This window comes from Cryobacterium sp. Y62 (assembly GCF_002929785.1).
Lineage (GTDB): Bacteria > Actinomycetota > Actinomycetes > Actinomycetales > Microbacteriaceae > Cryobacterium.
The window spans coordinates 1-13,043 of the sequence record NZ_PJJK01000114.1 but is presented as its reverse complement, the minus strand read 5'-3'; the positions used below and the strand labels follow the sequence as shown (position 1 = coordinate 13,043).

The window sequence follows — 13,043 nt, the reverse complement described above, 5'->3', positions numbered from 1 at the left end:
TACGTGCCGCTCACGGTTACCGATGACCGATGGGTCAGAGAGCTCGGTGCATCCGTATATCCCTTGCCTCAATTGCCTTCCAGCCACGACGAGACGAACGCCCGTAGTGTGGCAGTCGAAACAAAATTCGTCCTCCTATACCCCTCAATGGGGAACCCCCACTCCCGTAGTATTAGACACAGTGGCTACTTGCCACAGCAGGCACGCACACTCGGGGGAGGTGACCGCATTTGTCTAGCACGACACACACGCAAAAACGGGTGGATCCGGCTCACGATTGGCATGCCGTCTACTCGTCCCGCCTCACCCTCACCGACTTTCTGGTACTCATCTGGGTCGTGTTCGGCGTGCAGATCGCCTGGTTCGGCTTCGATAACGCCAACCTGGCCGTGCGTTCCAGCGATCTCGCCGTCTCATACACCGCGGTATCGATCATTCTCATCGCCAGCTGGATGGCCGTGCTCAACATCTATGGCACGCGCACCGACCGCGTGCTCGGTACCGGATTCGACGAGTACAAGCTGATCGTCGGGGCATCCGTTCGGCTATTCGGTCTCCTTGCCATCGTCGCGTACCTGTTTAAGATCGACGTGGCGCGCGGTTACATTTTGCTCGCCTTTCCCCTCGGCATCGTCGTGCTCGTGTTCTCGCGGTGGATGTGGCGCCAGTGGCTGGTCGCCCAACGCGCACACGGCCGGTACACCTCCCGGGTGATTCTGGTCGGCACGCAAGAGTCCTCCGCCCGCATCGCAAGCAAGCTGCAGACCCGCCTCGGCGCCGGCTACCTCGTGGTCGGCGCGTGCGTCACTGCCGGCCCGGCCGACCAGCACCTGCCGGGCAGCACCGTGCCCGTGCTCGGCGGCATCGACGATGTGCACGCCGCCCTCGATTCCCTCACCGCCGACACGGTGATCGTCACCAGCAGCGACGCCATCTCACCCACGCGCATGCGCGAACTCAGCTGGAGTCTCGAACCCAGCCGCCACCACCTCATCATGGTGCCGCGCCTCATCGACGTAAGCGGCCCCCGCATTCATACCCGCCCGGTCGCCGGACTGCCGCTCATTCACGTCGAGACCCCCCGCTACGAAGGCCAGACCCACTTCACTAAACGCGCCTTCGACATCGTCGGCTCAGCACTGCTTATTGTGGCGCTCTCCCCCGTGCTGGCGGCCATCGCGCTCACCGTGCGGCTCAGCGGCACGGGTGCGGTGCTGTTTCGCCAGCAACGCGTGGGCCACAAAGGCCAGCGCTTTCAGATGCTCAAGTTTCGGTCGATGGTAGCAGATGCCGAGGCTCGCCTGGCCGCACTGCAAGACTCCCCCCGCGCCGTCGGTAACTCGGTGATGTTCAAGATGAAAAACGACCCCCGCGTCACTCGCGCCGGCCGGTTTCTGCGCCGCTACAGCCTCGACGAACTGCCCCAGCTGTTCAACGTACTCACAGGGTCTATGTCACTCGTGGGCCCCCGCCCACCGCTCGAAACCGAGATCACCGAGTACGAGTTGCACGTGCACCGCCGCTTTCTGGTCAAGCCCGGCATCACCGGGCTCTGGCAAGTCAGCGGCCGCTCCAACCTCACCTGGGAGGAAACCGTGCGCCTCGACCTTTATTACGTCGAAAATTGGTCACTCATGGGCGACCTCGTCATTCTCTGGCGCACCGCCAAAGCCGTACTCGCCAGAGACGGCGCCTTCTAAACGAATGCCGCCGCCCGCGACGATCGGCTGTCCCGCGCCCGATCGCACAACAGAGAATTTCTCATTACCCTGGCAAATTGCCACTGGTTGGGCTAGGTTCGCATCACGAACCCGCGCTTACCCCACGGAATTCGTCGTGCGTTGCCGCCCGAGCCACGCCTGAACCCGATGCAGTAGCCAGCCTAGAAAGTGCACCCGCATGCGCTCTCCCCTCGCTTGGATTCGCCAATGGTTCACCCAACAGCTCAGCACTCCCCTCGATGCCATGTACGAGCGCATAGACGCCCACCTGTTCGACGATCCCTGGCGCTAAGCGCAGGTTGCTGATCGACGAACACCCTTGGCGGCGCACGTTGCCCGGTGAGCTACCGCGCGTCGTCGATCGCCGTGATCCATCCGTTGATGCTCAACATCGCGATTGGAGACAGGGCCCCAGTCACTATGGAGGGTGATCAATACGGATGATTGGGCGAAGATACGCCAGCTGTTTTCAACCGGCCAGCACTCGAAACGAGAGATCGGCAGGCTCGTCGAAGTGACCGCGAGCCTCGACACGGTCAACGTCACTCACAACGGGGTGAACGTCACCATTCCCGAACGGGAATGGGCCCACGCGCTGACTGTGACCAACGCGAGCCACCGCTCGAAACCCGGGATTATTCTCGCAGCGCTCCGACGTTCTCCCGGTACCACTCCGCCGTCGACCGCAGCCCGTCTTCAAGCTCGATGTGCGCCGTCCACCCGGCACCAGCCAGCTTCGACACATCCAGCAGCTTCTGCGGAGTTCCGTCGGGCTTCGACGCGTCCCACAGCGTCTCCCCCGTGAACCCGACCGCCCGCGCGACGACCGCAGCGATCTCCGCGATCGTCACATCGCGCCCGGTACCCACGTTGACCTGCTGCGGCCCGTCGTAGTGCTCCATGAGGTGCAGGCAAGCCTCTGCCATGTCATCCACGTGCAAAAACTCCCGCCGAGGCGTTCCGGTGCCCCAGTTGGTCACCGACGCAGCACCCGAGGCCGCGGCATCGTCATACCGACGAATGAGCGCCGGCAACACATGCGATCCCTTGAGTGAGAAGTTGTCCCCCGGCCCATACAAGTTCGTCGGCATCGCCGAGATCCAGGCCAGCCCATGCTGGCGCCGCACCGCCTGAATCTGCAGAATGCCCGCGATCTTCGCGATCGCATAGGCATCGTTGGTCGGCTCCAGATGGCCGGTGAGCAGGGCATTCTCGGTAATGGGCTGCGCCGCCAGTTTGGGGTAAATGCACGAAGACCCCAGAAACAGCAGCCGCTCCACCCCGTGCTCGAGCGCGGCATCGAGCACGTTCACCTGAATGCGCAGGTTGTCGCTGAGGAACTCAACGGGGAAGGTACTGTTGGCCAGAATGCCGCCGACCTTCGCCGCCGCCAACACCACGTATCGCGGCTTGGTCGCTGCGAAGAAGGCGAACACCGCATCGCGATCCTTCAGATCTAGCTCAGCGGATGTCTTCCCTACCAGATCGGTAAACCCCTCGCCCTGCAGGCGCCGCCAAATAGCCGACCCCACGAGCCCCCGGTGCCCGGCCACGTAGAACCGGGCCGAGCGATCGAGCGGCCCCGGCGTGAACTGCACCTGGTCGCGGTCGTCAACTAGGCCAGCACTCACGCGCCGACGCCCACGGGCTCGAGCGTGCCCCAGCTGGCGAGCTTGACCTGGTCGATCCACTTGCCACCGGCATACTCCAGCGCCGCGATGTCAGCGTCGACCATGATGCGAGCCAGCTCTGCGGTGTCGACGGTGGCCTTCCACCCCAACTTATCGAAAGCGTGCGACGCGTCGCCAACCAGCGCGTCCACTTCGGTGGGGCGCAGGTAGCGTTCGTCGAAGCGCACGTGCTTCTCCCAGTCCAGGCCCGCGTGCTCGAACGCGGTGGCCACGAAGTCGCGCACCGAAAAGTTGCCGCCGGTAGCGAGCACAAAGTCATCGGGCTCATCGACCTGCAGCATGCGCCACATGCCCTCCACGTACTCGGCGGCGTAGCCCCAGTCCCGAATGCTGTCTAGGTTGCCCAGGTACACGTGGTCCTGCGTGCCGGCCTTGATCGCGGCGACAGCTCGGGTGATCTTGCGCGTCACGAAAGTCTCCCCGCGCCGCGGCGACTCGTGGTTGAACAGAATGCCATTGACGGCGAACATGCCATAGGCCTCACGATAGTTCTTGGTGATCCAGTAGCTGTAGACCTTGGCGGCGCCGTAGGGCGAGCGCGGGTAAAACGGTGTGAGCTCGTTCTGCGGCGGCGGGGTCGCGCCGAACATCTCCGACGATGATGCTTGGTAGAACCGGCACGCAATGCCGGCCATACGCACCGCTTCGAGCAGTCGGATGGTGCCCATGCCGGTGGTGTCGGCCGTGTGCTCGGGCTCGTCGAACGAAACCCGCACGTGCGACTGCGCCGCCAGGTTGTAAACCTCGTCGGGCTGAATCTGCGCGAGCAGCGTGACCAGCCGCGACCCATCACTCAGGTCGCCGTAGTGCAGAAACAGTTTCGCGCCCTCGTCGTGCGGATCCACATAGAGGTGATCGATGCGCGAGGTATTGAAAGTGGATGCCCGACGAATCAGCCCGTGTACCTCGTACCCCTTGGCGAGCAGCAGCTCAGCAAGGTAGGAGCCGTCCTGGCCCGTAATCCCGGTAATAAAAGCGCGTTTCGCCATGAAGTCCCCCTACATTTCAGCTGCGCGCGTTGCGGCAGCCAGTCCCGAAGTTTCAAACCTATCGACCGCGCACCACTGTGCAACGCCGCTACCTCACCGCTCGGGTGCGTGAACTCTGCGCAGCTAAACGCCGTAACCAGTCCGCGTACCGATCGATCGCCGCATCTTCGCCCAGCACTTCGAGGCGGTAGCGCAGCCCGTTGGTGCCCAGTCTCGCGGCAGCCGTGGGATCAGCAGCCAAGCTCATAGCCGCATCGACCATCGCCTGCGCATCCCCCGCCTGAACGATGAGCCCAGCGTGCGACGCGGCAATCTCTCCGGCCGTGATGCCAGTCAGGTCAGTCGCCGCAATCACCGGCCGCCCCGCGTTGAAGTACGACGTGAGCTTGCTCGGCACGGCCATCTCAGACACCCCCGGCTTTTCGTTCACCAGCAAGATGTCCGCTGCGCTGAGCGCGCCTTGAAATCCCGCGTCGTCGAGCGAGTCAATGAAGTCAAGGCGCTCAATGCCCGCAGCCAGTGTGCGCAGCTCGTCGCGCTGACTGCCGTTGCCCAGCAGCACAAAGCGAAGCGGCAGATGGTGTTCGTCCGCGAGCCGAGCCGCGTTCACGACGTTCTCGAGCCCCTGCTTCACGCCCATGTTGCCGGCGTGCAACACCACGATCTCGTCAGAAGCCCAGCCGTGCACTTTGCGGATGGCTGGCAGGTTTGCCAGCGGCGCCGCGTCCAGGTGAGTCCAGTTGCGCACGATCTCGACGCGGTCTGCGTCAACCCCGAGCTTGTCAGTTACGTAGTCAGCGAAGCGCGTGTGGATGACTACAACCCCAGAGGCTGCATTCAGTGTCTTCATCTCAACCCAGGCAATAATGCGCGCGACTAAACTTCCGCCCAGGCCGGTTTCGCTAATCCCCAAGCTGTAGATGTCTTGCAGCCACACATTGATAGCCGGCTTGTGCCGCCTCAAGCGGATACGCAGCGTCGCGATGGCGGTGGAGAAGAGCGCAGGCGAGACCATTACGACGACGTCGGGCTCGCCCCAGCGCAAGAAGGCGAGCCGGAGTCCGAAGGAAATCTCTGAGAGCAGTCGTTTCACGCCACTGGGCCGCGCCGGAACATAGTGCCGCAGCCGCCGTACCGTGACACCATCGACGGTGTCGCATTTGGTCCAGGAGCCAAATCCAGGTTGAATCTTCCACTGTGGGTAGTGGGGGTGCGCGGACACGACCTCGACGTGCATCCCGCGTGCCTGAAGACCACCAGCCAAGGCGCTCGTATAGGGGGCAATTCCCGTCTGTTCAGGCTGATAGTTGAGCCCGAGAACGAGCACGCAAACGCCTCGATGATCATCGTTCATGAAATCATGTCTCATGGATTCGATAAGTGCTATTAGTGAGACATATTCTCATCAAAGGAACGATCAAAATATCGACCGGCGTTTGATGGATCGATGTTTGCTATCACTACCACGATTATCCCCCATATGTGTGACACGGCCGCTCAAACCGTGATCCAACGAACTCGCTTCCGCTGATTCAGCAAAATACGCGCACCGCATATAAGTCTACAGTTCGCGGAATCGAGCGGCGACAATCCCAGTAACTAGTCAGGTTTTTGGGAATGGCCGAGTGTTTCCGTGACCGGTCGTGTTTCGACTGGGGGGATGGCGGTTGTGGTCAGGGCCGTGCGGGGATCCAGCTGGTGCCGGTGAACGCGTCGAGGAGGACTTCGAACTCGTTCACTGCTTGTTTTCTCGCGGTGGACATCACCGATCGAACATTCACGAAATATTCCACGCCCGTCGTGGAGCGTAAGCAGCCTGAGATTTTTTGGCGGAGCTTGACCATTCTGATGTCGCGTTCGGCCTGGTTGTTGTCGAAGGGGACGGTGAAGTCTGTGGCGAAGCGCAGCACGTCGTCGTGGTGTGGACCCAACCGGTTGAGCAGTCGTCGCGGCTCGGTTTGCGCGATGCGGCCCCCGGTTTTTGGGTGGACCCGGGCGGGAGACTGAATGTCACCGGTTGCGAGGATCTTCGCATATCCGCGCCGAACCGCGTCGAGGGCCTCCGTCGACAGACCGGTGTCTCCGCGGGCTTTGGCTGCTTGAACCTGTCGATGCGTGCGGACGAGGAATTCGCTCATCTGTTTCGCCCACCCCAGTTCCGGAGTGTCTTCACTGATTTTCTGCAACTCACGGAGGTGGTGGGCGTTGCATAAACCGTGGGTTGCGGCGGTGAATGTTTTGTAGGGCTCCCACCCGTCGTGAAACATCACCCCGGTGAACGACTGCAGCACCCCACCATTCAACGTGCCGGCCAGACCACGCTTCGCATCGACATGGAACACGGTGTGCGTTGTGGTGCCCGCGCAGTGCACCCAGGCCAGGCCGCCACCCACGCGCAGGCCGGTCTCGTCAACATGAGCCACCGCACTGGCAGCGACGGCCTGCTTGATTAGGTCGACCGTCTCGGCCAGCAGTCCGGAGGTTTTCGATCCCAGGGCGGACACCCAGCCGGTGGACACGGGCAGCTGAAACAGATCCTTGAACACGGCCGCGGTACGGGCGACGGGTAGATAGTGCACGTTGAGTAGGTAGGCGCCGATTGCGTGCAGTCTCGGCCCGTAGGACACCGCGCATTTCACGTCAGCGGGAAGCACGCCGGTGGTGACGATGTCGCACCGACACAGTTTTTCGATCCGTTGGTGTTCGACCGTTTCCGCCCGGATCGGCGGGACGTCAACGACTTGCCGCCGCGCAGCGACGGTCCCAGCCACGCCAGCCAAGGAACTCCCACAGCCCCGGCACGTGGCGGGCTCGTGACGGAGAACCCGGTCCGGAGTCGCCGTCATTGGTAAGGAAACACCACCGCTGCCGGTCTGTTTCCCCTGCGGCTTACCGGACGCTTCGCGAAGGGACCGGGCCTTGCTGGCGGGTTTGCTGAAACTGTCCGTGCTGGGTAGTTTCGAGGAGTTCGTTGAGTTCTTATCCAGCCGGGAACGCAACGAAGCGTTCTCCTTCTCCAGACGATCAACACGCTTCTCCAGCCGATCGACGGTCGCTTTGAACTCCGCCCGGTCACCAGCGTTTTCTTTCATCAGGTCGGCGACCGTGCGAAGCAACTCGCCATGCGTGGGTGCCCTAACCATGCCGCCATCGTCGCAGGGAAAAGACCGGAAATATTTTTAAACCGCCGGTAACTGCAAAACCCGCTCAGAGAACCTGACTAGTAACCAATCCCAAACAAGAGCCCCGTATACACTGGAAGCTAGATCTTGGCCGTCTGATCAGCGCGGCGTTCGCAAGGTCTACGAATTTGGAGGAATGTTTGATGGGGAATGATCGCAAAACTTCTCCTAGCGAGATTCCCGTAATAGACCTTGCTAGCGCTTCTGGGGAGCACGTCGCTTGGGACCGACCCAGAATCGTTATCTATGTCTGGGCCGTATTCGAATTACTTTTTGTCACAAACGCTTGGCAAATAAGCTCAAAGATTCGCGTACGAGTACTTCGGCTATTCGGTGCCGAGATCGGTGATGGAGTCATCTTTCGTCCACGAACGCGGGTCAAGTTCCCCTGGAAGCTTCACATCGGTGCTCGGTCATGGATCGGAGAGGGCGTCTGGTTTCACAATCAGGACCACATTTTCGTCGGTCACGACGTCGTCATCTCTCAAGAGACACTTCTAACGACAGGCAGTCACGCGCACCGTCGCGACATGGCCCTGATCACAAAGCCGATTCACGTTGATACGGGAGCATGGCTGGCGAGTCGCTGCATAGTCTTGGGGGGAAGTCACGTTGGCAGATCCGCCTTAGTATCTCCTCTTACGGTGGTCTCGGGAATTGTTGCCCCCAATACGGTTGTTTCTGGCGCGCCTTCCCGTCAGGTAGGGATCCGGTTTTCGTAGTGCTGTGCGTTCTCGCAGTCACGAGCTTTGTATAGGAACTTATGAAAATTGTACAGATAGTGACGCTCATCTCCCCTGATGCCGAATACGGTGGGCCGGTGCGAGTGGCAGTTAATCAGGCGAAGGAGCTAATTCGGCGTGGCCATCAAGTGACCATATTCGGTGGCACCCGGGGTTATGCCACGCTCCCGACCGAAATCGACGGTGTTCCCGTTCGGCTGTTTCGCGTTTGGAGAATGATTCCGAATTCCGGTTTTGCCGGATTAATTTCCCTGTCTCTGTCGTTCCACGTCTTTTGCAATGTTAGGAGATTTGATCTGATCCATGTTCACATGGCTCGAGATCTGATTACACTTCCTGCCGCAGCGATCGCACTGCTCAGACGGGTTCCACTTGTGATTCAATCCCACGGAATGATCGATTATTCATCCAAAACCTTAGCCGGACTTCTCGACGCATTACTGACTCGACGAGTTCTGCAAAGGGCCGGAGCAATCTTTTACCTCACCCCTAAAGAGAAGAACGACCTAACTGTAGTTGGTCGCGGTCGAGTATCTCTGTTAGCCCTCGCCAACGGGGTTCCCAGGTCTGAACTGGTGATCGAAACCGTGCGACCGAACCTTGAAGTGCTCTTCCTGGCGCGCTTGCAAGATAGAAAGCGTCCCAAGGTCTTCGTCGCCGCCGCAAGAACACTTTTGGACGAAGGTCACATCGCCACCTTTGCTCTAGTAGGTCCCGATGAGGGGGCCGCCGGAGGCCTAGCCGCAGAAATCGACGGCGCCTTCGGAAAGATTACGTGGGAGGGTGCAATCTCGTCTGAAATGACAATAGCCCGCATGCGACATTCGTCTATCTACGTGCTGCCATCCGTAGACGAGCCTTTTCCAATGTCTGTCTTGGAGGCGATGTCCATCGGTCTCCCTGTTATTGTTACGCATTCATGCGGCTTGGCACCAAGTATTGTGGCCGCAGGAGCCGGCATCGTTGTGGACCACTCTCAGTCGGCGCTCACTGATGCTGTCCGAACGTTAGTCAGCGATAAGCCGCGACGCGAACGCATGGGACTAAACGCTTTGGCTCTGGCCCGTGACAAATTTTCTATGACTCCCATCGGTCTACGTCTCGAAACCGACTATGCAGATATTCTCGGACACGCCAAATTAGCCACAAGGATTCGACGCGAAAACAGGACAGAGTGAAAAAAATTATAAAGACTATCGTTGCTCTTGGCGTTCAGCTCGGACTCTGGGTTTTACCTCAACGCAGACATGTTGTTATTCACGGGTGGCCGGCCGATGAAGGCAACGTCATCGAGGTAGCCCGCGCGCTTAACGAGAGGTATCCATACCAAATCGTCTGGCTCGATCCGCCTGACACAACGCGGCTTGCGGCCCTCGGCCTCCCCGCTCACGCTCCCAACTTCACGTTCTTGCGCAAGGCATCATTGCGGGGGATATTGGCTTTCTGTACGGCCGAAGTCGTCTTCTTTACTCACGGTCTCTATTTTTGCCCCCGGCCATCGTCTAGAAAGACCATGGTGAACCTTTGGCACGGTGACGGACCGAAAGCCAACGCTGGCGCTGTAATACGGTCAACTTTTCTGGTTTCCGGGAGTTCCGTTTTCGGCGAATACCGTGCCAGGTTTTTCAAGGTTCCTTCTGAAAATGTTCTTCTAACAGGATATCCCCGTTTGGAGCAGTTGAACCGGCCAGTCACCGACCCCGTCCTAATCGCATTAGGCATCGACCCGAATGAAAAATTCATAGTGTGGATGCCTACCTATCGTGAGGCGGCTGGGGAGGGAAAGAATGGGTCTTGGTCAGACACACACGGTTTAAACATCGATGAAGCCCTCAATAGGGACTTCACGAGATTCGTAAGAGTTCTTCGGCTTCACGGGATTCAAACAGTCGTGAAACCTCATCCGCTTGACTCAAGCGGACGCGCGATACCGTCTGCCATCGTTCTTGACGATGACCAAATTCGCCGAGCGGGAACGACTCTTTACCATTTATTGGGAGCGAGCGGCGGAATCCTGACCGACTACAGCTCAATATGGACGGATTACCTGTATCTGGACCGCCCCATAGGCTTTTTCATGCCCGACCTTGAAGCTTACATGCAGGGACGCGGGCTTGAACCAGCGGATACGATGGCTCATCTGCCAGGGCCGAACCTGCTAGTTCCCGCGGACTTTGATGCATTCGCGAGAGAAGTCGTAGACGGAGTCCCTTCCAACCAAGCCAAGAGAGACCACGCCCGCAAGTATTTCGGTCTGGTCTCGCATCATTCATCGGCGAACAGACTTCTCGACGAACTTGCTCATCGTAGCAATCTCACACTGCACACTGCGGAACGAAAGGGCTGACGGAATGAGCCGAAAACGGGTAATTACCTACGGAACTTTCGACTTGTTTCACCCCGGCCACCGACGACTATTGGAGCGTGCGCGCGCTCTGGGAGACCATTTGACCGTTGGCGTCACGACAGACAGTTACGATAGCGGACGTGGCAAGCTCAATGTTCATGAGTCGCTTGCTCGCCGCATTGAAGGCGTTCGAAAAAGTGGACTCGCCGATGAAATCATCATCGAAGAATACGAAGGTCAGAAGGTAACTGACGCACAGAAATACAACATCTCCGTCTTCGCAATCGGTTCCGATTGGGCGGGAAAATTCGACTACTTGAGCGACTACTGCGAAGTCATCTATTTGGACCGAACACCCGGCATTTCGAGCACTGAACTTCGGTCATCCGCCGTGGAGATACTGAAACTTGGCATCGTCGGCGCGGGACGTATTGCGACTCGATTTGTCGCGGAATCCAAGTACGTGAGTGGTGTGAACGTCGAAGGTGTTTTCACCCCGAGCTCTGCGTCGGCCAGTACGTTCGCCTTTGAACACACGTTGGGGTTTGCCGAGTCGAACTATGAATCGTTCCTGAATCGCGTTGACGCCGTCTATATCGCGAGCCCGCACCTCGCTCATTATGAACAGGCCCGTCAAGCGCTCTTACGGGGTCGCCACGTCCTCTGCGAAAAACCCATGACTTTGGAAAGTGCGCAGGCGAGCGATCTTTACGACATCGCTCGGGAGCGCAATCTTCTCCTGATGGAAGCGGTGAAGACGGCCTACTCTCCAGGATTCATGCATCTTGTGTCGATGGCGCGCAGCGGAAAGATCGGTACGATTAAAAACGTTGAAGCGACCTTCACCAAGCTCGTTGGGCAAGGAGGCAGGGAACTTGAAAAGGCCCAGGCTGGCGGCAGCGTAACGGAACTTGCAAGCTACCCGCTGCTCGCTATCACGAAGCTCCTCGGCACCAACCCTGTAACTGTGTCGTATGACTCGCTCATGGACCCCGACAGCGACGTCGATGTGTTCACTAAAATCCGGATACGGTATGCGGAGGCCATGGCGACCGCAACTGTGGGGCTCGGGGTCAAAGCAGAAGGTAGTCTCACCGTAAGCGGAACGACTGGATACATCTATGCGCCCGCGCCTTGGTGGCTAACCAAGCACTACGAGGTTCGGAGGGAAAATCCCCGTGACAACGAATCGTTCAATATACGGTTCGACGGCGATGGCCTTCGCTATGAACTGGCCGACTTTGTCTCAATGATCAACTTCGGTGTCCGGGAAAACTACAAACTTACTCGCGCTGAATCATTATACATGAATGGGATAATATCGAGTTATCACACATTGCCTTCTGGTCCCTCTTATGATCAGGAATAAACTGAATATCAATGCTTAAGCGTTCAGCAAGCCTGTCCTCTAGGAAGCCGCCAAGATATGCACCGGGGCGGCAAAATTGCACCAATTGCAAGCTGTAGTCTCCATCTTTTCAAGAAGGGACGAAGCGATTCATCTCATGGTCCAGGATCTGTTGCCCAGGCCGGCTCCAGGGGTCCTGACATGGACGATTGAGCTGGTTTCCGGTTTCGCGAATTCATGCGGTTTCGGTTTGGTCTGGGTTGTTAATTATGCCCACTTTACGGGCTCTCCTGACTCTTCCGTGGGTTAGTTCCGGCCGGGGGGCACGGGTTTGTGGCCGTCGAGGCTGAGCGTGGCGAGGGCGATGAGGGCGTCGGGTGATGTGAAGCCGAAGGCGATGCGGGTCATGAGGCGGATCTTGGTGTTCATGGATTCGACTCGTCCGGTGGAGAGGCCGTGCTCGATGGACGCCAGGATCGCGGTGCGGTGTTTGACGATGCTCTTCTGGAGCTTCACGAACGAGGGAATGCGGAGTTTGACGCTCCTATGAAGCTTCTATATCTCGTCAACCCCCAATTTTGTGGCTGACGCGGTGTTGAGGTGCCGGTAGATGCTTCTGGCCAGGTAGCGTTTGANCGGGTCGTGGACCATTCGGACCATTGCGATGATGTTCAAGGCACGGTTGAGTTGGCGGTCTCCGCCACGGTTTAGTCGATGCCGTGTGGTGTTGCCTGATGATGCGGGAATTGGATTCACGCCGGCGATCGCGGCGAAAGCGGCTTCGCTCTTGACCCGGCCCGGGTGGGACCACGCGACGAGTGTTCTGGCTGCGGTGACGGGACCGATACCGGTTTTTTCCAGCAGTTCGGCTGCAGGGATCGCTGCGACGAGGTCACTAATACGCGTCATGTTTTGGCCGAGCTCGGTGTCTAACTCGAGGATTGACCTGCCGCGGGTATTTCGGACAGCGGAATTAGTGGTTTCTCCTACGCTGCCAATGCTGGCTGTTGATAACCATAATG

8 protein-coding genes and 1 pseudogene are annotated in these 13,043 nt (G+C 58.9%); 4 read left to right on the top strand and 5 right to left on the bottom strand.

Going from position 1 to position 13,043, the window contains the following annotated elements:
- Positions 1-230: 230 nt before the first annotated feature.
- Complete coding sequence (locus tag CXY71_RS13600) at positions 231-1,700, top strand: sugar transferase (protein WP_104136308.1); 1,470 nt, start codon at positions 231-233, stop codon at positions 1,698-1,700.
- Positions 1,701-2,356: 656 nt separating this feature from the next.
- Here CXY71_RS13600 and CXY71_RS13595 read toward each other — a convergent pair.
- From CXY71_RS13595 to CXY71_RS13580, 4 genes are all read right to left on the bottom strand, one after another.
- A complete protein-coding gene (locus CXY71_RS13595) occupies positions 2,357-3,352 on the bottom strand; it encodes a GDP-L-fucose synthase (protein WP_104136305.1) in 996 nt (331 codons plus the stop codon).
- Complete coding sequence (gene gmd / locus CXY71_RS13590; protein WP_104136302.1) at positions 3,349-4,401, bottom strand: GDP-mannose 4,6-dehydratase; 1,053 nt, start codon at positions 4,399-4,401, stop codon at positions 3,349-3,351. Before gmd ends, CXY71_RS13595 begins: the two co-directional genes overlap by 4 nt.
- A gap of 88 nt (positions 4,402-4,489) precedes the next feature.
- Entirely contained in the window at positions 4,490-5,728 is a 1,239-nt protein-coding gene (locus CXY71_RS13585; RefSeq protein ID WP_233204637.1) for a glycosyltransferase, read from the bottom strand.
- A 346-nt stretch (positions 5,729-6,074) separates the two neighbouring features.
- Entirely contained in the window at positions 6,075-7,544 is a 1,470-nt protein-coding gene (locus tag CXY71_RS13580; RefSeq protein ID WP_104136297.1) for an IS66 family transposase, read from the bottom strand.
- 802 nt (positions 7,545-8,346) lie between these two features.
- Between CXY71_RS13580 and CXY71_RS13570 the strand changes: the two genes are divergently transcribed.
- Genes CXY71_RS13570 through CXY71_RS13560 form a run of 3 tightly spaced genes read left to right on the top strand, consistent with a single transcriptional unit; the run spans position 8,347 to position 12,042 of the window.
- Positions 8,347-9,504, top strand: coding sequence for a glycosyltransferase (locus CXY71_RS13570; RefSeq protein WP_104136292.1), 1,158 nt, complete (start codon positions 8,347-8,349; stop codon positions 9,502-9,504).
- Positions 9,501-10,673, top strand: coding sequence for a CDP-glycerol glycerophosphotransferase family protein (locus CXY71_RS13565; protein WP_158253096.1), 1,173 nt, complete (start codon positions 9,501-9,503; stop codon positions 10,671-10,673). The genes CXY71_RS13570 and CXY71_RS13565 overlap by 4 nt, the downstream gene beginning before the upstream one ends.
- 4 nt (positions 10,674-10,677) lie before the next feature.
- Complete coding sequence (locus tag CXY71_RS13560) at positions 10,678-12,042, top strand: Gfo/Idh/MocA family oxidoreductase (RefSeq protein ID WP_104136286.1); 1,365 nt, start codon at positions 10,678-10,680, stop codon at positions 12,040-12,042.
- Between the two features lie 291 nt (positions 12,043-12,333).
- Here CXY71_RS13560 and CXY71_RS22120 read toward each other — a convergent pair.
- A pseudogene (locus CXY71_RS22120) lies at positions 12,334-12,969 on the bottom strand (transposase); the annotation flags it as partial.
- Positions 12,970-13,043 lie beyond the last annotated feature (74 nt).